The sequence below is a fragment of the Neobacillus sp. OS1-2 genome (genome assembly GCF_030915505.1).
Classification (GTDB): Bacteria; Bacillota; Bacilli; order Bacillales; family Cytobacillaceae; genus Neobacillus.
On record NZ_CP133265.1, the window covers coordinates 4,108,587 to 4,130,108 of the forward strand.

The 21,522-nt window shown below is 36.3% G+C and carries 24 protein-coding genes and 1 other annotated feature; of the genes, 19 read left to right on the forward strand and 5 right to left on the reverse strand.

What is annotated here, in order from left to right; genetic code table 11:
• The first annotated feature begins 320 nt into the window (after positions 1 to 320).
• The 10 genes from RCG19_RS20435 to RCG19_RS20480 all read left to right on the forward strand — a co-directional run bounded on the left by RCG19_RS20435 (position 321) and on the right by RCG19_RS20480 (position 7,440).
• Positions 321 to 836 (forward strand): GrpB family protein, encoded by a 516-nt coding sequence (locus tag RCG19_RS20435; RefSeq protein ID WP_308108643.1) that lies wholly within the window; start codon positions 321 to 323, stop codon positions 834 to 836.
• 159 nt (positions 837 to 995) lie between these two features.
• Positions 996 to 1,346 (forward strand): VOC family protein, encoded by a 351-nt coding sequence (locus RCG19_RS20440; RefSeq protein ID WP_308108644.1) that lies wholly within the window; start codon positions 996 to 998, stop codon positions 1,344 to 1,346.
• Between the two features lie 114 nt (positions 1,347 to 1,460).
• A complete protein-coding gene (locus RCG19_RS20445) occupies positions 1,461 to 1,937 on the forward strand; it encodes a GNAT family N-acetyltransferase (RefSeq protein WP_308108645.1) in 477 nt (158 codons plus the stop codon).
• Positions 1,938 to 2,359: 422 nt separating this feature from the next.
• Entirely contained in the window at positions 2,360 to 2,749 is a 390-nt protein-coding gene (locus tag RCG19_RS20450) for a hypothetical protein (protein WP_308108646.1), read from the forward strand.
• Between the two features lie 173 nt (positions 2,750 to 2,922).
• Positions 2,923 to 3,387, forward strand: a complete 465-nt coding sequence (locus tag RCG19_RS20455; protein WP_308108647.1) for a hypothetical protein — start codon at positions 2,923 to 2,925, stop codon at positions 3,385 to 3,387.
• A 242-nt stretch (positions 3,388 to 3,629) separates the two neighbouring features.
• Positions 3,630 to 3,812, forward strand: a complete 183-nt coding sequence (locus tag RCG19_RS20460; RefSeq protein ID WP_308111038.1) for a DUF3953 domain-containing protein — start codon at positions 3,630 to 3,632, stop codon at positions 3,810 to 3,812.
• Positions 3,813 to 4,064: 252 nt separating this feature from the next.
• Complete coding sequence (locus tag RCG19_RS20465; protein ID WP_308108648.1) at positions 4,065 to 5,219, forward strand: serine hydrolase domain-containing protein; 1,155 nt, start codon at positions 4,065 to 4,067, stop codon at positions 5,217 to 5,219.
• Between the two features lie 121 nt (positions 5,220 to 5,340).
• On the forward strand, positions 5,341 to 5,646 hold the full coding sequence (locus RCG19_RS20470; protein WP_308108650.1) for a hypothetical protein: 306 nt from the start codon (positions 5,341 to 5,343) through the stop codon (positions 5,644 to 5,646).
• 171 nt (positions 5,647 to 5,817) lie between these two features.
• Positions 5,818 to 6,399 carry a glycerol-3-phosphate 1-O-acyltransferase PlsY gene (gene plsY / locus RCG19_RS20475; protein ID WP_308108651.1) on the forward strand — a complete coding sequence of 194 codons (582 nt, stop codon included), beginning with the start codon at positions 5,818 to 5,820 and terminating at the stop codon, positions 6,397 to 6,399.
• Between the two features lie 408 nt (positions 6,400 to 6,807).
• Positions 6,808 to 7,440, forward strand: a complete 633-nt coding sequence (locus tag RCG19_RS20480; RefSeq protein ID WP_308108652.1) for a DDE-type integrase/transposase/recombinase — start codon at positions 6,808 to 6,810, stop codon at positions 7,438 to 7,440.
• Positions 7,441 to 7,551: 111 nt separating this feature from the next.
• Here the strand turns inward: RCG19_RS20480 and RCG19_RS20485 are convergent, their stop codons facing one another.
• The 3 genes from RCG19_RS20485 to RCG19_RS20495 are packed head-to-tail and all read right to left on the reverse strand — an operon-like array spanning position 7,552 to position 10,760.
• Entirely contained in the window at positions 7,552 to 8,559 is a 1,008-nt protein-coding gene (locus RCG19_RS20485) for a tyrosine-type recombinase/integrase (protein ID WP_308107328.1), read from the reverse strand.
• Positions 8,549 to 9,538, reverse strand: a complete 990-nt coding sequence (locus RCG19_RS20490; protein ID WP_308107327.1) for a tyrosine-type recombinase/integrase — start codon at positions 9,536 to 9,538, stop codon at positions 8,549 to 8,551. Before RCG19_RS20490 ends, RCG19_RS20485 begins: the two co-directional genes overlap by 11 nt.
• Positions 9,528 to 10,760, reverse strand: coding sequence for a tyrosine-type recombinase/integrase (locus RCG19_RS20495; RefSeq protein WP_308107326.1), 1,233 nt, complete (start codon positions 10,758 to 10,760; stop codon positions 9,528 to 9,530). Before RCG19_RS20495 ends, RCG19_RS20490 begins: the two co-directional genes overlap by 11 nt.
• Positions 10,761 to 10,933: 173 nt before the next feature.
• On the opposite strand from RCG19_RS20495, the gene RCG19_RS20500 reads away from it, so the two are divergent.
• The 7 genes from RCG19_RS20500 to metG all read left to right on the forward strand — a co-directional run bounded on the left by RCG19_RS20500 (position 10,934) and on the right by metG (position 16,996).
• Positions 10,934 to 11,338: a hypothetical protein gene (locus tag RCG19_RS20500; RefSeq protein ID WP_308108653.1), complete on the forward strand. Its 405-nt coding sequence runs from the start codon at positions 10,934 to 10,936 to the stop codon at positions 11,336 to 11,338.
• Positions 11,257 to 11,814 carry a Mu transposase domain-containing protein gene (locus tag RCG19_RS20505; RefSeq protein ID WP_308108654.1) on the forward strand — a complete coding sequence of 186 codons (558 nt, stop codon included), beginning with the start codon at positions 11,257 to 11,259 and terminating at the stop codon, positions 11,812 to 11,814. The genes RCG19_RS20500 and RCG19_RS20505 overlap by 82 nt, the downstream gene beginning before the upstream one ends.
• Positions 11,811 to 12,566: an IS21-like element helper ATPase IstB gene (istB, locus tag RCG19_RS20510; protein ID WP_308108655.1), complete on the forward strand. Its 756-nt coding sequence runs from the start codon at positions 11,811 to 11,813 to the stop codon at positions 12,564 to 12,566. Before RCG19_RS20505 ends, istB begins: the two co-directional genes overlap by 4 nt.
• Before the next feature lie 2 nt (positions 12,567 to 12,568).
• Positions 12,569 to 12,772, forward strand: coding sequence for a hypothetical protein (locus RCG19_RS20515; protein ID WP_308108656.1), 204 nt, complete (start codon positions 12,569 to 12,571; stop codon positions 12,770 to 12,772).
• 473 nt (positions 12,773 to 13,245) lie between these two features.
• Positions 13,246 to 14,367 (forward strand): DUF6688 domain-containing protein, encoded by a 1,122-nt coding sequence (locus RCG19_RS20520; protein WP_308111039.1) that lies wholly within the window; start codon positions 13,246 to 13,248, stop codon positions 14,365 to 14,367.
• A 109-nt stretch (positions 14,368 to 14,476) separates the two neighbouring features.
• Positions 14,477 to 14,695, forward strand: coding sequence for a hypothetical protein (locus tag RCG19_RS20525; protein WP_308108657.1), 219 nt, complete (start codon positions 14,477 to 14,479; stop codon positions 14,693 to 14,695).
• Positions 14,696 to 15,012: 317 nt separating this feature from the next.
• Positions 15,013 to 15,285 (forward strand) — a binding site (T-box leader).
• A gap of 70 nt (positions 15,286 to 15,355) precedes the next feature.
• Complete coding sequence (gene metG / locus RCG19_RS20530; protein ID WP_308108658.1) at positions 15,356 to 16,996, forward strand: methionine--tRNA ligase; 1,641 nt, start codon at positions 15,356 to 15,358, stop codon at positions 16,994 to 16,996.
• A 719-nt stretch (positions 16,997 to 17,715) separates the two neighbouring features.
• On the opposite strand, the gene RCG19_RS20535 is transcribed toward metG, so the two are convergent.
• Positions 17,716 to 18,675 (reverse strand): alpha/beta hydrolase, encoded by a 960-nt coding sequence (locus RCG19_RS20535; protein WP_308108659.1) that lies wholly within the window; start codon positions 18,673 to 18,675, stop codon positions 17,716 to 17,718.
• 352 nt (positions 18,676 to 19,027) lie between these two features.
• On the opposite strand from RCG19_RS20535, the gene RCG19_RS20540 reads away from it, so the two are divergent.
• On the forward strand, positions 19,028 to 19,624 hold the full coding sequence (locus RCG19_RS20540; RefSeq protein ID WP_308108660.1) for a class I SAM-dependent methyltransferase: 597 nt from the start codon (positions 19,028 to 19,030) through the stop codon (positions 19,622 to 19,624).
• A 160-nt stretch (positions 19,625 to 19,784) separates the two neighbouring features.
• Positions 19,785 to 20,321 (forward strand): CcdC protein domain-containing protein, encoded by a 537-nt coding sequence (locus RCG19_RS20545; RefSeq protein WP_308108661.1) that lies wholly within the window; start codon positions 19,785 to 19,787, stop codon positions 20,319 to 20,321.
• Between the two features lie 101 nt (positions 20,322 to 20,422).
• Here the strand turns inward: RCG19_RS20545 and RCG19_RS20550 are convergent, their stop codons facing one another.
• Positions 20,423 to 21,376, reverse strand: coding sequence for an aromatic acid exporter family protein (locus tag RCG19_RS20550; protein ID WP_308108662.1), 954 nt, complete (start codon positions 21,374 to 21,376; stop codon positions 20,423 to 20,425).
• Positions 21,377 to 21,522: the final 146 nt, after the last annotated feature.

Genomic DNA, 21,522 nt, shown 5'->3' on the forward strand with positions numbered 1-21,522 from the left:
GATGCTTGAGTTTACGATAGGGTTGCTGCGGCGATCCTTTTTTCTTGTTGAGCTACCGGGGAAGATTAGTGAAAGAAGGAATTATTTATTTCTGTATCGAATGAAAATATTGGTAAAATCAAAGGAAGTTGCAGATGCGTAGGGGGATAATGTGGAATCTAAGTTAATTATCATACGAGGAAACTCCGGGAGTGGAAAAACAACGACTGCCAAAGGTCTTCAAAGTCATTTGGGACGTGGAACGATATAAAGTAATTATTTAGTATGAATACCAATATTCTTCTTCAATGAATTTGTAATGAGTGAGTGGGGGGATTTTAATGGTTAGAACTGTAATAATTGAGGATTATAACTCAGATTGGACTAAGGACTTTGAGAGGGAAAAAAGTGAATTGATAAATATCCTAAATGGTAAGATTATATCCATCGAACATATAGGAAGTACATCGGTAAATGGATTAGGTGCCAAACCTATATTGGATATTGCTGTTGGTGTAAATAATTTAGAAGATGTAGACAAGTTTATTGAGCCTTTAAAACAAATTGGATATGAATGTAGACAACATAAGGAATTTCCAGAAAGGCGTTTTTTTAGAAAAGGCGAATGGAGAGCAGGAACACATCATTTACATTTTTATGAATTTGAAAGTGAACACTGGAATAACCAACTTCTTTTTAGGAATTATCTTAGAACTCACCCAGATGATCTAAAAAAGTATCATCAATTAAAAAAGGAAATGGCTGAAAAGTATCACTTTGATAGAGTTTCATATACTGAAGCAAAGGGACCATTTATACTAAATATATTAAAAAAGGCTCAAAAAGAAATAGAATAGAACCAAAACTAATTAAGCTAAAAGGATGCAAGAGTTAAAAATCAACTGACATTCTCGGTAGCTATTCTTATTGAAGGAACGGGGCAGATGAGTTCAACAAGAAGGAAATAATTAGTTAATTACGATTAAACCTATAAAACAAAAATTTGGAGGTTATTTATGAACCCTATTTTAAATCAAATTGGTACTGTATTTATTCCTGTAAGCAATATTGAAGAAGCTCGTAATTGGTATTGTGACATATTAGGGTTGCCAGTAGATGGTGAAATATTATTTGGTCATTTGTATTTATTACCAATGAACGGAACAGGAATTGTATTAGACAGTAAGATCTACTCAGAGGACAATATTTTTAAAACTCCACCTTTTCATTTGAACACTACCAATATAGAGCAAGCCTATGAGCATATGCAGAGGAAGAATGTCGAATTTACCACGGAAATTGAGCATAACCACTGGTTTAATTTCAAGGACCTTGATGGGAACCACCTAATGGTTTGCAAATGTTAACCTGTTGTACTACAGGGTGCAAGAGTCGAAGGTCCAGTTGCCAATCAAGGTGGCTTTTTTCTTTATTGAACTAACGGGGCATTTAGTTTAAAAACAATGTCAAAGGAGGCTACTATGAATAAAGTAATACTTAGAAATATCAAATCTGATGATCTACCAATATTTTTTGAACATCAGAAAGATGACATAGCCAATCAGATGGCAGCTTTCACGTCAAAAGATCCAACAGACTGGAATCAATTTTGTCAGCACTGGAACCGTATTCTAACCGATGAAACCATTATCAAGCAGTCTATTACTTTAGAAGATCAGGTAGTGGGCCATATCTCCAGCTTTGAAATGTTTGAAAAACGTGAAGTAAGTTACTGGATTGACCGTGAACATTGGGGAAAAGGTATTGCAACGGATGCACTTAGACAATTTCTAGCCTTAGTAACAATACGTCCTTTACACGCTCATGCTGCAAAAGATAATATCGGATCGAGGCGGGTTCTTGAAAAATGTGGATTTCTACTAACAGGAGAAGATAAAGGATTTGCAAATGCACGAAATGAGGAGATTGAAGAATTTATCTTCACTCTTAGATACTGACAGAAGGATTCATAGTTTTCTAATACATTAACGAGGGGCGTTTATCCAGATTGATGCCCTTTTGTTAATGAAGTAACGGGTGCAAGAGTTAAAGAACTGGGATCGCTGCGGCGATCCTTTTTGTTATTGAGTTAACCAAGCAGTTTAGATGAGGAAGGATAATACGATTAGAATGGAGAATTTACAGCTATAAGTGGTTAAGGGAGCAATACATATTAAAGGGGGAAGCAAAAATGAAACGTGTTTTTGTAGGTATATTGTTGATAATGGTTATCCTTTTAGGAATGTATTTTTTCTTGACTACCAATGCTTAGTTTTTAATTTAAGTAACGGGGAAGATTAGTTCAATAAGCCTTGCTCGATGAATATCTATATATTATAAATATTTTTTATATGTAGGAATAAGGAAGGGGCGGTATTGGATGGAATTGGACTTTATCTATGTGTCATCAATTATTGTGGCAATTTTGTTTGTGTCCATTGCCGTATTTCAATTGCTACTTTCATTAGGATATCCTTTAGGTGAATTTGCAATGGGTGGATATTATAAAGTTTTACCTAAAAAATTACGGATTGCGAGTGTTGTAAATGCTTTGATTTTGTTTTTTATGGGCTTTGTTTTTCTAAAACATACTAATGTCTTAATTGGTTTGGATTTTTTATCTACAAATATATTAGTATGGATTAGTACAATTTTCCTCGGACTTAATACAGTAGCAAATCTATTATCTCGGAGTAAGAAAGAAAGATTTGTTATGACGCCATTATCAGGTTTTACTTTCATATTATGTTTAGTTATTTCTTTATCATAGGATTATTTTTATTATTCTTATTGAACTAACGGGGGCTTTAACATCATAACAAATGGGTTGTTTCGGTAGTCCTATATTTATTATCGTTATTAAACTAAAGGGGCAGGTTAGTTCAATAAGAAATCACAAAAGTAATGAGCATTTACTTTAAAATAAGATTAACGGAGGTTGAGATGCGAAAAATTTATCTAGATAGAACAGAATTAACAGGAGCCATAAATGTAAATTTAAAAGATGCTGAGGTTATACCAGCAGGTACAACAATTTATTCTATGAGTGTTTATCATAAAAATGTGGAGTATCAAAAATTTGCTAACGATTATGATATTCAATTTATCTTTGACGATGATATTCCACATTTAGAATTTTATACAGTTCCATTTGTAGATATTATGGCAAAAGATAGTAAAGGTGGATTTATCGGAACTGTTGGTCAACAATGTGATTTGGAAAGCGACGCACCAATTTGTTATATCAATAGGCATTTAGAGTGCTTGGTAATTTCTGAAAACGGAGAAGATTTTCTGAGTAATATAGGATCGTGGCAAGACAACTTGAAACCCTATGATAAAATTACCGTTTATCGTTCGAAAGCAGAAGCAGAAATGGAACTAGAATTTATCGATTTGTCTGTCTGATAGTCCCCCATCATTATAAATTCATATTGAACTTACGGGGGCGATAGCTGAACAAAGCTGTCGCTTCTTCAACTAGTGGAGCAGGATAGCAAAAAGGTAATAGAGGGGCGTTTATAATTGTTAATGATTTTAAGAGTAATTTTTGCAGTAATCGTTACTTTTATCGCAGGATATGGATTGATTACTAATAATCATGAGTTCCAATCATATATGATGTTTTCTTAAGTTTATTTATGTTAGTAATGGGATTAGGAGAATTTCGGAAAGGTCGAAAAGTTATAGGTTGGATTAGCATAGTTGCCTTCTTATTTATATTATTTGTATCACTTCAAGACTTCTTCTTGAACTACCGGGTTCGTTACTTTAAGATCCAGCTGCCATTTTTGGTGGCCTTTTTTAAGCTAAAAGTTATAGATAGAAAGTAATATTTCATTGTAAAAAATATTTAGAAAAATAGAATATAATGGTAGAATATGACTAAAAAGCTGCAAGCACTGCAAGGGAGGCGGACTTTTTACCTAGGTTAAAAGTTGGGCTTGAATGAATGTGGGCAATACTTACAGCTGAGCCAAGGTTAACAATGATTCTTTTCCTGTCATTTTGTGATTTCCTTAGCTTTTGTTGCCTAAAAAGTTAACCACAAATGACCAAATTAATGATTTTCGGAGGAAAAATTGATGGACAATAACAAATATCTATTGGACCAAAAAAATTATATTCATACTTATCTTTCATATATGTTAGGAAATAAGTTTAAAGTGGCATACAATGATTATCAGTTCTTTTCAACCAAGAAACTAACAGTAGATAATAATCCATATTTTTTTAAAGAATCACCAAATAAACTGGAATTCTCCACTCTTGAATACTTACATAAAGGGAAAAAAAGAATTGCTGACTTTAAACAATTTATGGAAAATACAGGCACTACTGCATTACTTATCATTAAAAATGATACTATTCTTTATGAAGATTATTTTAATGGACATACAAGAGAGACTCCTCAAAAGTTGTTCTCCATTACAAAATCATTTATTTCTGCTCTAGTTGGAATTGCTATTGATGATGGTTATATAAAAAGTGTAGATGATTTCGTTTCTTTTTATATACCTGATATTAAACTAAGAAATAGTAGAATTAAACATCTCCTTCAGATGGAAGCAGGAATAAAGTTCAAGGAAGGTCATTTTCCATGGAGAGACGAAGCAAAAGTTTATTTGTATCCGAATGCAAGAGAATTGGCACTAACAGTTGTAGAAGATACGAATGATAGCTTTTTTCATTATAATGATTATCATTTGTTAATATTAGGGCTTATACTTGAAAGGACAACAGGTAAAAGTGTAACAGACTTTTTTTATGAGAAGATATGGAGTCAGTTAGGAATGGAATTTACGGGTTTTATGATATTAGATAGTGAAAAATATTCATTTGAAAAGATTGAGAGCGGGTTGGGAATGACCGCAATAGATCTAGCTAAGTTCGGCAGATTATACTTAAAAAATGGTGAATGGGAGGGGAAACGGATAATTAGCCAAGATTGGATTAAGGAATCAGTAAGTCCAAATAATGTGCCGTCTAATAGTGATCATTTTCGATATTATCAAAAACATCCTTGGGGAAAAATGTGGTTTAACCAAAATAAAGCTTATTATAAATATTTATGGTGGGGACATCTAAATAACAAAACGAATAATGACTATTTTGCATTAGGGGCATTGGGTCAAGTTTTATATGTTAGCCCAGAAAACAATACAATTGCAATTCGCCTTGGAAGAAAGTGGGGGGTTATGGACTGGTGGCCTACAATCTTAAATAAATTAATAAATTAGCTTAAGAATTGTATTTGAATGCAGTATTTAACAATCCAAGAGTGAAGGAAGAATTAGCCAAAAAATAGATAGGTTTGAGTATCTTTTACAAAAATTCGAGGGGAAACATGGGGTGGTATTTTTGAAAAAATTAATTCCGATTTTAGTAATATTAGGAGTTATTTTTATGTTGTTGCATTCAACGCCGAAAATAGCATTAAAGTTTCATATAATATTAATGGGTTATCCAAAAGAAGCTCTAATAACAGACATAAGTGATAATAAAATTGATAATAGATTCCATAAGAAAAAATTGGCTACGTTAAATGCAAAAACATACACCTTAACAAATCCACCATTTGAAAAAGATACTGAAACAGAGTTAGACACTTTCCTTGTACGGAAGTTTGGAATTTTATATTTTGCAGAATATTATTCACTTATATAAACATCCTTCTTAAACTAATTGGGTCCTTTTGTTAAGGAGGATGGTCGCTGCGGCGGTCATTTTTTCCTGTTGAGCTAACGGGGCAGTTTAATCTAATAAGGATTGCAGGAAAAGATATACAACAAATAGAAATACTAAAAATAACAAACGAAGTGAGGAGATAATACTACTTTGAACATTTTAACTCTGATTTTAAGTTATTTAATAGGCTCAATCTCATTTGCTTTAGTAATCGGTAAAATGTTTTATAAGAAAGATATTCGTGATTACGGTAGTGGTAATCTTGGTGCAACTAATGCTTATAGAGTTTTAGGCATAAAAGCAGGAGTAATTGTTGCAATTGCTGATATATTAAAAGGGACACTTGCTTGTTTACTTCCACTAATACTTAGTTCTACGGTTAACCCTATTGTATGTGGTTTATTAGCCATATTAGGACACATATTTTCTGTATTTGCTAGTTTTAAAGGTGGAAAAGCTGCTGCGACAGCAACTGGAGTTTTCTTATTTTTGACGCCTTTAGGTGTTTTAGTTGGTTTTGTTTTGTTTGTGTTAACTTTATTATTTACTAAGTATGTATCACTAAGTTCAATGTTGGCTAGTATAGGATTGTTCATTTACAGTCTAATATTTGAAGATAAAGTTATCATAGCACTTTCTCTACTAATAAATGTATCAATAATCATTCTTCATCGACATAATATAAAGAGAATTCTAAATGGGACAGAGAACAAAATAGTCCAAAGATATTGAGTATTACTTGTTAAGCTGAAGGTAGCTATTCTTCAAGAAGGAGAATAGCTTTTTCTTATTGAAGTAAAGTAAGCAGGTTAGTTGTAGAAGGAAAATTGATTATGAAGATAGAAACTAGTTTTGAATTAATCTTAAGAGGTGAATCTGTTTGTTAATAAAAAGGATGAAATAAAGCTGGTTATTGGTGCGCGGGAATATAATAATAATCCAGGTTGGGTACATGCACAGGATCAAGAATTAAATTTATTAGATGATTACGGCCACTGAAATGTACCACCTCTGCCATTGTTTTTACCAGGGAGTGCCAAGGAATTTACCACTAATCGGCAGGTTATTTACCACCATCTACTTTCTGTATAATTAGTGAGCATATCTTGCGATATGACACTATATATAGGAGGTTTTTTTATGATCCAATATCGTAAGATACTGGAATTACATGATGATGGAATCAGTATGAGGGGGATTGCCACTAGTACTGGAAACTCTCGACAGAAAGTAACAGAGGTCATCGAATTGGCTAAGAAGAAAGGATTGACTTGTCCGTTAGACGAGGAAATGAATGATAGATGGATTGAGGAATTTCTTTTTCCTGAGAAGTCATTTGAGGCTTCTGGTAGGCAGCTTATCGACTTTGAATACATTCATAAAGAGTTGGCCAAACCAAACGTTACCCTTTCTCTACTACACTATGAATATGAAGCAAAAAGCCGGGCGAATAATAAAATCCCATATTCATATAGAAGTTTTAGTCGCTTTTATAGCAATTATGCACAGAAATACAAAGCCACCCTTCGTATCCGCAGAAAGCCTGGAGAAATTTTAGAGGTGGATTGGGCTGGATCCACAGCCTTTATCATTGATAGGGATACGGGGGAAAAAGTGAAAGCGTATGTGTTTGTGGCGACATTGCCGTGCAGCCAACTTTCCTATGCGGAAGCGACTTTATCAATGGATTTACACTCCTGGATTGGAGCGCATATTCGTGCATATGAATATTTTGGTGGTGCCACCCAAATAGTTGTGTCGGATAATCTGTAATGTAAATCTTTACATTATAAATTTAATGAAAAGAAATGATTAATGTAAAGCCGGTAGTTAAAGATAGATAGAATCATGCTAATCTCTAACCCCAACTTTACATTATATATTTTAGAAAAGCGTCTCAAGAAAGGACATCAGATCTGCTTTTTCTTCGGTAGAAAAATAATCTGCACCGTCCGGTGCTATCTTTTGCGAGGCCTTTTCAATTGCTTCCCGCATGACTTCCGGGTTAGACGTTAGATATACCTGGGTTGTTGTCACGGATGCATGTCCAAGGAAATCTCTAATATTATAGATACTTACTCCATTATTAACAAGATGGGTTGCCTTGCTATGTCTTAGGAGATGTGGTGAGAGATTTTCCTGAAAAGGTTCATCATTCATCTCTTTGGCAAGTTTCTGGTACTTGTTCAAAATATGGGAGATACCTGCCCGTGTTAATCGTTCTCCCCTGCTATTACAGAACAATGGTTTTTCAGGCTGACGTTCATATATGCTTATATATTTTTTGATAATTTTGCCTGTTTCCTGCATTATAGGTATTTCACGATATTTGTCGCCCTTGCCTTTTACGAAAAGTTTACATATATCACCCAAGGTAATATCGGATGTGTTCAGGCTAATAAGCTCCTGAACTCTGCACCCCGAATCATAAAGCAATGAGAGCATAGCCATATGTCTAATTCCCGATCGTGCGTTACCATCTGGAATGCCCAGGAGCTGTTTTGTTTCTGATTCTGTCAAATAGGCAGGGGGTTTCTTTGCTGTTTTTTTAAATGGGATTTGGATAATCTGGCTACAATGTTCTGCCCATTCTGGGGTAGTTGCCAATACATAACCCCAAAATGATTTTAAATGTGCAAGGCGTACATTCCGCGTGGATATAGCATTTTTTCTTCTGCTTTCCAGCCAATCAAGAAATTCCATAACGCACTTTTTGTCAACATTTTCTATGGAAAGCTTCGAGACAGACAATTTGTTCTCCTCAAGAAAAGTGAACAGAAGTTTAAAGGTGTCCCTATAGGAAGCCACCGTATTTCTGCCATATCCCCTTTGTGCTATTAGATAGGATAAAAAATAGGCTTGTACATAGTGGGATAGTGGTTTAGTTTTCATCACACACCTCCGGAATTAGGCTGCTTAGATTGGATTCTTTCTTGATAAAGTCGCTGTATCCATGTTCTGTTAAATGAATATAACGCTCAGTATCGGACAAATTCACATGTCCTACATAGGCCGCGAGAATCGGGATCGCCGTATAAAGATTCATGCCAGACTCTAACATTCGGTTTAGACTAGCCGTACAAAACGAATGCCGTACATCATGGATTCTTGGTAGTCTTCCCTGGGGAGTACGAACTCCTGCCGCTGAATATATCTTTCGGAACATATATTTCATGGCATCATAGGAATAACCCGTTCCAGTATAAGGTGAAATAAACAAATGCCGCTGCGATTCATGGCGGTGCTGTATTTTGGAAAGATACCTGCCAACTGTTGCTGAAAGGCTTTCTGACATGGGCACATATCTGGATACATTATTTTTTGATTTATACACAATAAGTAGTTGGTCAACCATGTCTACATCCTTTATTCTAAGCGAAAGGACTTCCCCGATACGCATCCCAGTTCCAATCAAAATACGGGTGATGACAGGATAAATTTGACAATGGGTATTTGATCTTCTCCCTTGTGAAAGTTGATCAGCTGCCACGGTAATGGACTCCAGTTCAGCTTCTGAAAAAATATATGGACGGAATGGCAGGTATACTTTCTTCATATATTTACGTGGTATTTCATAGGAAACAATCTCCAAACTTCGAAGAAAAGCTGAGAACTGACGGAAATCTGAAACGCGAAGTCCCCTGGATGACGGACTTTCCTTTTCTCTTTCACGTAGAATGAACTCTGCCACTTCATGACTGATTTCCAGACTATCACAAGAAAGGGTAAGCTCTTGGTTTAGTGATTTCAATCTAATCAGTGTGGAATGTGTCACTTTTTCACCTTTACCACGTTTAAACATTATATATTTTTTGAAATAATCCTTGAAAATTCCTTCTTGGAAAGCTTGAAATTCCTTATCATTCAGCATACGTCATCACCTCCATAGAGGCTTTTCTTAACTGAGAAATATCGGACCAGATGTACCTAGTGGTTGTCTGGGGAGATGTATGTCCAAGGATTGTGGCAATTTCGCTGATCTGAACACCGTCCAACATCATACCAGTTGCCAAGCTGTGTCTCATGGAGTGAAGTCCAGCATGTTTCCGATCCGTATTGATCCCGGCTTTCTTAAAGAAGGCGCGGACTTTTTGCGAAAAGTGGTTATCATCTGCATATGGCACATGGGGTGGTTTTTGTCTAATAAAAATATAATCATCTATAGTTTGGGGTCTGGAGTTTTTTATATAATCCAGCAGCGCCAAGCATACTTCCTGTATTAAAGGAAGTTCCAAATATCTTTTGGTCTTTTGTTGGCTAAGTTTAATGCACTGCTTTTTCCAGTCGACGTTCGATAGTTGGAGGGTCCTGATATCAGAAGAACGGAGCCCATACACACTAGCAAGAAGCATCATTAGATACAACATTTTCCCCTGCCCAGAGGCTCTGTCGACGGAATCCAGTACCTTTCGTATTTCCTCGGCAGAATAAGCAGATTCTAGTCGCTCATGTTTGTTCGTGTGAAGGTTTTCCAAAAAGGAATCAAATCTAAATTTCAAATTACTACTGATCATTGGGCAGGAAAAATAACTTTTGATGGTATAAAGAATATTCGTTTTTCCTGTAGAAGAATAGTGCCCATCAAGGGTTCCGATAAAATTAACAAACGTTTGGGGATCCAAACTGTCAATCGAAGAACAGCCATTTTCGAAAATAAAAATAAAAAATGGTTTTAATCTTCCGATACGGGTTCTTATTGTACTGCGACTACATTCCTTTGAAACTAGCCACTCTTCATAAAGCTGGATATCTTTCTGGAAGGTTTCTGGTATTGAAGTGGAATGATAGATATACCTTCTTGCCAAATCACATCCATTCAACGTATCTCTGATAAATAGTACTGCTCGCGCCTTACGTTTTTTACATTCGGTTGAGGGGCGTATGTATGGACTTACCCCTGTTACCTGTTCATAATATTTCGGTACATTGTCCACTGGCATGTAAGATGATTCCTGTTTACAAAATAGAAGGAATTCATCAATGACGCCGCAATAAATATAAGCCAGTTTGGAATTATTTAGATCAGTTGTTACCTTTTCCTTCAATTGGTCCATCTTCAACCGCAGTTCTTCAAATGAAATAAAATCAGCCATTTCCATAGTCTCCTCTCATTAATGGGCTGATCCTATTATAGTCAATTAATGTAAAGTTGAATTTGGATCCAACCTTTCATCATCAACATTTCTCTTTACTACTTTACATTAATCATTTTTTTACATTAAATCTGAAAACTGGCGTGACGAAACATACTTCAAGGGAACTTGTATTGAATCCAACCTACAAGGAAATGGCCAATCATTACAATACAATCATCATGCCGGCACGCGTACGAAGTCCTAAAGATAAACCAAGTGTCGAGGGCTCTGTCGGGAATATTTCGACATGGATCATAGCTGCATTAAGGAATACCCACTGTTTTAGTATTGAAGAGTTGAATGAGGAAGTTAGAAAGAAATTAGATGAATTCAATCATCGTCCTTTTACCCGAAAAGAAGGAAGCCGATATTCAGCATTTGAAGAAGAGGAGAAATTTGCGCTTTCCCCCTTCCGGACATGCCCTATAAGATTTCAGAGTGGAGAACGGCAAAAGTGCGGCCGGATTACCACATTTCCGTTGAAAGCATGTTTTATTCAGTTCCATATGAATACATCAATCGGCAAGTTGATGTGAAGCTTTCAGATGATATGGTAGCCGTCTACTTCAATCATATGTGGTTAACTTCACATAAAAGATTATATGGGAGATTCGGGCAGATATCAACTGTCCGGGAACATATGCCAGACAATCATAAATTATTTGTGGACCAAACTCCTGAAGTGGCAATTGAATGGGCAGAAAGCATTGGAACTTCAACATTGAGTGTTGTGAAATCCATTTTAAATACCTATCAATCTGAAAAACAAGCATTACAATCGATCTTTTCTTTGAAGAAAATGGAGCATCGTTATACCAAATACGAAATAGAAATTGCATGTAAAATGGTGCTCACCATGACAAGAAGACCGACGGTCAAAAGCATTCAAACGATTCTGAAAAGCAACAAGAAAAAGGATGCAGAACAAGAATTGAAGCAAAACACAGAAATAACCGACACCAACTATGGCTTCACCCGCGGGGCTTCTTATTATGGAGGAAAAGAAAAATGATGAATGATCAAATGTTAACCAAACTGCAGGAAATGAAATTAACTGGGATGGCCGAAGCTTACAAGGAACAGTCCCTGAATAAAGAATATAAGTCCATGAGTTTCGAAGATCGATTCTCACTGCTAGTTGATTTGGAGTATTCACGTCGCAAAAGTAATAACTTAAATCGATTAATTAAAAATGCCACATTTTCGGACTCAAAAGCATGTATTGAAGATATTGAGTATTTTGAAGATCGCAAATTGAAGAAGGAACTTATTTTGAAATTAGCCAGTGGCCTTTATATCCAAGATCATCATAACATCATATTGAAGGGTCCTACGGGTTCGGGTAAAACCTATATGGCTTGTGCATTTGGTATATCCGCATGTCGTCAATTCTATAATGTAAAGTACATTCGTTTACCTGAATTACTGGATGAATTGTCCTTGGCAAAATTGGCCGCCGACGGCAGCTACCGAAAGTTGATCAAGAAATATTCAAAAACAGATGTACTCATTCTTGATGAATGGCTACTTACGGAACTATCAAAGGACGAAGCAAACATCCTGTTGGAGATTACTGAAGCTCGACACAAATCCTCCTCCACCATTTACTGTTCTCAAATTGATCCTAGTGGATGGCACTTGAAATTGGGAAATGGAACAATTGCAGAAGCCATTCTAGACCGCATTATCCATGATTCCTATCAATTCTTATTGGATGGTGAAATCTCCATGAGGGAACGTCATGGATTAGGAATGGAAGTCTAAGAATGGCTATTTTGACACGGAGAAAACTAATTAAAATGGAAGAATACTATTATTGGGTCGGCTATAAAGAGTGGTATCCGTTCCCAAGTGAATTAAAGAAAAAGCTTCTAAATGTATATGGTGAAGAGCCATTTCCATATGAATGGACTGAGCAGGATATCCATGAAGGGACAAGGAAAATCATCCTAGAATTCTTCAAGGCTTAATATTATATTCAAACAATTAAAATAGCTCCTCTAGATTCACATTATAATCAGAGGAGCTTTTTATTGGTAAAGGGTTTGGCGAAGCCTGGTAAATTCCTTGTCAGAGAGTGGTACAAAAGATGGCAGAGGTGGTAAATTCCTATGGCCGTAATCAATTAGACGAAAATCGTGGCAAAGCAGGTTCGATAAAAGTTCAATAACAGCTATTCTTCCTGAACACGTATGGGAACATCTTACCTAAGACATTGGAGAATATGTACCGTCCTTTTGGGTTGAAAAGTTTGAGGAATTCACAAAAAACTTGTACCTAGATTAACTATGTATTATTATTAATATGCACAAAGAAATTCTATGTATATAAGTCAATGACTCTGTTTCTCGCAAAAATTCGAGTTATTCGTACCAGGCTTGTGTCATGTTAATTTAATGGTTACTTAATTGGAGGGATTACGTTGTTGTTCTCGTTAGTGTTAGTGATACTACTGTTTGTGTCTGTTCCTACATATGCCTTTATTCGAATGGTACAAAGTTTTCTATCAAAAAAGAGGCGTCAAGTGAACAGAAGTGGCTCAGTTAGAACCAAGTTCATTGATGCTTTTTACTCTATGGCCATTATTTGTTTATTGATGATTGGATTTTTTATCAATCATATTGGCTTGGAGGGGGGCGAGCAGATGTGGATTTTCTCCATGAACAGGGTCAAAGCAAATGGATATGCCTCACTCGCAAATGAGCATGTCTTGTCAGTGATTTTTTTATTAATCCTTGGTATGTTTAGCTTTTGGTTGATAGCTTCTCAAGTGGCGCTTTCCCCAATCCTATTTTGTGTAGGCAGCACGGTAATGATATTAAATATCCTATTTGCAGTTATCTATTTAACGCATACAGCTTTCACCCATGATGGAGAGGAATTTTCTGTCCCGCTGTTGCAGGTTAGCTTCTTATCCTTAATTTTCCTCTATATTGCTCGATTACAGGAATCACTAAATGGTTTACTTGAAAAGATGGGGGAATCGGAGCCGGATTACAAGCATTCTTTCTTGCTTTTTCTTTACAGGATCTCTTCAAACTATCAAAAGATGTCACGAGTATGGGCAATCTGTCTTTTTCCCGTCCTGATCCTTATTCAATTGATATTGGTTCTGTTTGGTCAGCGGCCTGATAGCTTTATCCGAGTGTTCCTTGATACAAGTTCATTTCATTACTCTAGGATTCCCGCACCGGCACCGAAGGTCACTGAGGGGGACGGCCATTATCTGTGTACGGTTTCGGCAACCGGGCATAGTAAACTAGTGAAGCCAGTTAGGGCAGGAATAAGAAGGGGCTCAAGAATTATCGTAAACCGGCAACTGCTAATTGCGAATGCTTTTGAAAATATTTTGGAGGAATATACGCCAAATTGCCATAAGGTAATCAGAACTTTTTACGATAAGTATGGATACCCTCTTAGCCGACATATTCAGTCAAAATGGTCCGCAGACCTTGTCTACCTACTAATGAAGCCTATGGAATGGTTTTTCCTTTTGATACTATATACTGTGGACCACAAGCCGGAAAACCGAATCCATATTCAATATAGTGAGTTGAGAAAGTGACAAAATGTAGAAAAGAATAAAATAACTTTTCTATGTTGTATTCTAACAATGCCTAAGAGGAATTACAGAATATTTATTAGGATAAACTGTAAGTTTGGTGGTGAAAGTTATGTTCATACAAGCTGTTTTCATAGATAGGGATGGTACTATCGGGGGGAGCGATAAGGTTATTTATCCTGGAGAGTTTGAACTTTTTCCTAATGTTTCAGAGTCATTACAACAATTAAAAAGTTCTGGTGCTTTAATATGTTCTTTTAAACTATCGAGGGCTTTACTGGAACAACGAAATTACCTTCTTCTTCAAGTAACGGGGAAGTTTAATAGATAGTAGGATATATTTTGATCAGGAGGTGTATCATGCAAAAGGCAATCGTAGTTTATTATGTTACCGATAAGAAGAATAACTTAAGTGATTTAAGTTCTTTATTGTTGAAACTGCAGCATATTATGTAGCTTGGTTTGCTAAGTTGATTTAATGGGTTAATGCTAAATTAACGTGTACTATAGTAAAACTAGGAGTTGCTTCGGCAACTTTTTTTGTTGTGCCAACTAAAGGGGAGAATTGACCTCCATTATTTTCGGGGTTGTGGGAATATTAATGTTGACGTCAGGAAAATTATTGAATAAAATATTGGTAATTATCAAACAAAGGCAATGAAGGGAAAAAGTAAAATGATTTTGTTTTTCGCCAGAGAGCTTCGGTAGCTGAAAAGAAGCAAAAACATTCATTTGAACAATGGTCTCTGAGCTTCGTACCAAACGTAATTAGTATTAGTAGGATACGACGGGATTTGGCACTCGTTATTAATGTCACAGTATAAGAGTAGCAAATAATACTCCGTACTTGTTGAGGCCAATGGTGTGAGCTATTGGCAAATTAAGGTGGTACCGTGTGGAAATTCAAACCTCGCCCTTAACTATTTATTACAGTTAAGGGCGAGGTTTTTTTTGTTTTCAAAATTTAAATCATAGTAGGAGGTTTATCATTATGAGTATTTTTATTGGTGGGGCTTGGGCTTATGCAAACGGCTCATTACATTTGGGTCATATTTCGAGCTTGTTACCTGGGGATATTCTTGCGAGATATTATCGTTTAAAGGGAGAAAAAGTTTTGTATGTATCTGGCAGCGATTGTAATGGAACACCGATTACGGTCAGAGCAAAACAAGAAGGGGTTTCTCCGAAAGTGATTGCAGACCGTTATCATAAAGAATTCGAAGATTGTTTTTCAAGATTAGGATTCTCATACGATACTTACACAAGGACTGACACTGAACATCACCATAAAACCGTTCAAGAGATATTTTTAGAGCTACTTGAAAAAGGATTGATTTACAAAAAGGAAATCGAACAAACATATTGTGAACATTGTCAGCAGTTTTTGCCTGACCGTTATGTGGAAGGAATTTGCCCTGTTTGCAAGGAGCCTTCTCGCGGGGACCAATGTGATCATTGTTCAACCATATTAGAACCGCTTGAACTACTTGAAAGAAAATGTAAAATTTGTGGGAATGAGCCTACTACAAGATTTACAGAGCATTTTTACTTTTCCTTAAGTTCTTTCCAAAATGTTTTAGAAAACTTTACTCAAAAAGCAGAAGAAAAGAACCTATGGAGGGAAAATGCCATTTCTCTTACAAAACGCTATTTAAAGGAAGGTTTGCAAGATAGAGCTGTTTCAAGGGATTTGCCTATTGGGGTAAGTGTTCCAGTTGCTGGATATGAAGAGAAGAAAATCTATGTATGGATTGAGGCTGTATCAGGGTACTACACAGCTAGTAAGCTATGGGCTAAAGAAACCGATAGCGATGATTTATCATTTTGGAATTCCTCTGCTCGATCTTATTATGTTCACGGGAAAGATAATATCCCTTTCCATTCGATTATATGGGCTGGAATTCTTGCTGGTCTTGGCAAAGAACCATTACCAACGCATATCGTTTCAAACGAGTATTTGACATTGGAAAAGAAAAAATTATCTACCAGTAAAAATTGGGCTGTTTGGGTTCCAGATATTTTAGAAAGGTACGAACCAGATTCCATACGGTATTTCTTAACAATTAACGCACCAGAAAACCGAGATGCAGATTATTCTTGGAAAGAGTTCATTTTTAGCCATAATAGTGAGTTATTAGGGGCATATGGAAACTTCGTTAATCGAACTTTGAAATTTATTGAAAAGTCATTTGAAGGTGGAATTCCTGAAAAAGACATAACTTCGAAGATTCAGGATAAAGTATACCACTTATACAAAGAAGTAGGGCATTGCATTGAAAGTGCTGCATTCAAACAAGGGTTGGAAAAAGTATTCGAACTTGTTAGATTTTCGAACAAATACTTTGATGAACAACAACCTTGGAAACAAATAAAGGATGATACCGAGTCTTGCAAACAAACTCTGGCGGATTGCGTTTATCTGGTTGCAAATGTTGCTCATATCCTTACTCCATTCCTTCCTTTTTCAAGCGAAAAGGTTAAGGAAATGATCAGCACAACAAAAACCGATTGGGGTCCGTTTTTGGTTAAATCGCAGCAACTGTCAAAAGTAGAACCCTTGTTTGAACGAATAGACCCAGTAAGAATGGAAGAAGAGCTTGAAAGATTAAACAACCAAACTGTTAAGAATTAAATGGATTATCTTTATTTTTATAGTAAAATAACAACCCATATGGAGAAGTGAAGGGGGATGAATATAATGGAATTTATAAAGGGAAACGCCTTTAAAAAATAACGGGTTCTCTTTAAGGGTGCAAAACAGAAAAACACAACACTAATAGGATGCTAAATCGCAATGAATTTAGCATCCTGCTTTTTTATTATTGTATCAATATTTTGGGCTAGTTGGCATATAAAACCGCACGATCAATCACATAGTAAATAACACCTTACGAATAGATATTCTCCATCTGATAATTGCATGGCTAAAATAGATGTAAATTATCACCTGATTCCCTTGTGTTTGCAATAAACGGATAAATTCCGTTTAAATAGGTAAATACCCATGTTTCCCCAAAAGTAAGGGAAGTTTTTCCGCTTATATTATCCAAAACCTTAGTTTTTGCCTTAATGACAAGTATTAATCGGAATATCTCCGCTTATATCTCCTTATTTTGCCTCGAAATTTACAATAGACGGAAATTCTCCACTTATGAATTTTCATACCTATCTTTTGACGAATCCCTTTGCGAATTACCACGCTTTTTCGTATGTTATTTAACCTGCTTTTCCACATTTTGCACTTCAAAAGAGAACCCGTTCCTTTAAAAAAGGGGTTCCCTTTATAAAAATGAAAAAGCAACACTTACATGTAACAGAGCCTTTTAAAAAAATAGTGTTGGCTGCGTGACTCTAAACGTTTGACTCTACTCTTACTCTATCAAACCCGTTTTTAACGGCCTGTGTATATTCCTTTAAAGCTTGTTGAGAGATCTTTGCATCGGGATTGATGCCTTCAAATCCATGATATGCACCGGGGTATAAATGAAACTCTACGTCTACACCAGCTTGAGCTAATTTTGTGACATAGGTAATGGTTTCATCGCGGAAGGGGTCCAATTGGCCAACACAGGTATAAGTGTATGGTAGATTACTATAATCATCCGCCCTGGCTGGGGCAGCATAGGCGGGAACCTGATCTGTTCCGTGCAAGTCCCCAAGATACATCTTCCAACCGACTTCGTTTGCTTGTTGATTCCAAACAAAGCCTTCTGTCACTTCGTTAGCAGAGGGGGTATTATTTCGGTCATTGATCATCGGATAGAGAGGCATTTGGAAACAAAGAGAAGGGTATTGCCGGTCACGGGCTAAAAGGCTTAAGGCCGCGGTAAGCCCACCGCCAGCACTTGCACCTGCCACACCAATTCGATTCGGATCAATATTTAAGTGTTCAGCGTTGTCCGCAATCCATTTCAATGCAGCATAACAATCTTCAATCGGAGCAGGGTATGGATGTTCTGGAGCTAAACGGTAGTCAACAGACACGACCACACAATGAGTTGTCTTGACAAAACCAAGACAGAGTTGATCATCGCCATCTATTGAACCAAGTATGTAGCCCCCGCCGTGAATCCATAAGAGAGCAGGTAATGTTTCTTTTGATGATTTCGGACGATAAATCCGTACGCGTAATGGGTTACCATCAGGCCCTTCAATAAAATCATTTTCTAAAGATAAATCTTCATCCACTGTGACCGGGATATCCATTTGCCCTGCACCTTGTCTAAGCGCCTCTAAAAATTCGGGGCGGATGATGAAATCCTTAAATAGCTCTAGCCCACCTAATAATTCTGGATTCACACGATTTTTCATGAAACCACTCCTCGTTTTGATAGTTATAGAACGTTAATTTCATAGATGTGCATATTCCTACAAATACCATTGTAAGTGGAATAATAGGAAACCGTCAACAAAATATTCAGAAAATTAAATAATTTAATTCATTGACGAAGATTTCGGCACATTGGAGGTCTGACCTTTTTTATATGGTGGGGAATATGGTAAATTAGTATAGCGTATATATAGTTGATTTATAAAATTTCTAAAAAGGTTATTATAGAACCTACTATTTATACAGGAGGGGGAGAATCGTGCTTTAAGGTATTTGTTTTTTCTATAATGACGACTATGTAGCTTTGCTTATTTATATAGTGGGGTGTGGACTATGGAAAATAACGTTTTTGAACAGATGGCAAATAGGTATGATACCGAAGAAAGAATGGAATTAGCCAAAGTGATCGTGAAGGAAGTAAGACCAGAATTACAAAATTGTAAATCAAAATCCTTAGTAGACTATGGTAGTGGGACTGGGCTAATTAGTTTAGAATTAGCAGATTTAGTAGACTCGATATTGTTGGTGGATTCATCTAAACAAATGCTTGAGGTTGCGAAAACGAAAATTTCACAAAAAGGAATGACCAACGCAAACGTACTTTATTCAGATTTTACTCATGAATCGCCTGATCTTAAGGCAGACATCGTTTTAATGTCATTAGTCCTTCTTCATATTCCTGAAACGAAAAAAATTTTACAAGAAATGTTTAACCTTTTACATCATGATGGAAAGCTAATCATGATCGATTTTGACAAAAATGATAAAATCAATCATCCGAAAGTACATAACGGTTTCTCCCATGATGAACTGAAAAAAGAATTATCGGATGTTGGATTTACAACCATTGAAATGAAGACATTCCATCATGGAAAACGTATTTTTATGAATCAGGATGCCTCAATGTTTATATCCTGTTGTAAAAAGTGATTTATTGTTTTTTACTTAGATCACTCCAAATTCAACTTCCTAACATATCTCTCACCTAACCATTTTCTACATACCTTAAGCAGGTGAGTTCACATATGGCAACGAAATTATTATAAACATTGTTAAAATAGGAGAAAACCATTTTTTAAGGAGGAAACTTATGAATCAACACTCTGACACAATCATCTTCATTATCGCTTTGGTTATCTTCGTTATTTATAGGCGTGTGCGCCGAAATATCGGATGGCAGCAACTAAATCCAAGAAAACTCTTGGTTAGGACATGTTTATTCATTTTTATTGGATTGATCTTTTTAGCAGGGGGAATTTCCCATCCGATCAGTTTATTGTCCGACGTGATAGGAATACTTGTAGGAATCATTCTTGCCTATTACGGGGCTACATTAACTAGTTTTGAACAAAGAGAGGGGCGTTTGCATTACCGCCCGAACATTTGGATTGGCAGCACCGTAACTTTACTATTTTTAGCACGCTTATTCTATCGCTTTTATAATATGTACACCGCGGGGATCGTAACTGGATTACCTCAGGAACAAACAAATGGTTTCCAAACTATGAGTTTCACAACCGGGCAATCGTGGACAGCGGGACTAATGCTCATCATGTTTGCCTATTACATTTTTTATTATTTAATTCTAATAAAAAAACAGAAGCAGCTATCCATGCAGGGAAAATAACACAGGTTTATCCTTATAGGAATCTGGCCCGCGAAAACCCATGGGACGGTTCTGGTGGTCTATTTTAAAACCAAGAGAACCGTCTCCCCAGGTGCTCGGGGTTAATCCACTTTTAAAGATTTCTTTATGAGTAAGTATTGTTCCATCTCTTTCAAAAGACGAAATAATTGGGCTCTCGCCTCAAATTCATCTCTTGATGTTGGTAGAGGTTCTTCCTTAAATTGATGATGCAAATCATGCAAACGATTTAAATAATGTTGTGCGGTGTTCCCGGGGTGAATGCCTTCACTTAATTCTTCAAGAAAGTCCGCAATCATAAATCGTTGAACAACCAGTAAATCGATTGAGGTCACCATCGGCAGGATTCGTTCAATAATCTCAAATTGTTTTTCACGCGTCTTGAAATAGTAGTAATAATAATCTTGTGTTCGTAAAAAATGATTTTCGACATCTCGAAACGCCAAACTTTTCGCTTCATCCAAAGAGCGGGCCGTTTCAATGATTTCATTTCCCACCCAGCGACTTTCATTGGTTCGCAGGTACGAGACCATTTCCTGAAAGATCGTTCGGAAATTATCTTCTATTTCTACTTGGTATTGTTTCAATTTATTGTCAAGGCTTGGCATGTACAAATTCACAAGAAGAGCAACGCCAATACCTATGACAATAAGAGCTATTTCATTGTATACAATATCAAGCGTTATGTTTTTGGCTGTGAAAAGATGAAGTATAATAACGGAACTTGTTACGATTCCTTCAGATACCTTTAACCAAACTGTGATGGGAATAAAAGCCAAGATCAACAATCCGAGCACAAGGGTATGGTAGGCAATCGTTTCAAAGAAGATATACGAAAAAGCGATGGCAATCATACAGGCAAAAAATCGGGCATAGGCAGCCTGCAGCGATTTTTTTTTGGAACTTTGGACACAAAGGATGGTCAAAATCCCTGCAGAAGCAAAGGAATTCAAGCCGAAAAATTGAGCAATACTAATCGCTGCTGCAGCACCGATGGCCGTCTTAATGGTTCGATAACCGATTTTAAATGGGAACATATCATACCTCTAATCATTGACTTCATTCCATAGTATAAATAAAAATGCCAAAACCATCTAGTGATTTCTGATTTCAACGGGCTGGTTCTGATGGTCTGCATTTACCTCATTTAAAACCAAGGAACTGTCCCTGGGACTTTCTGAAC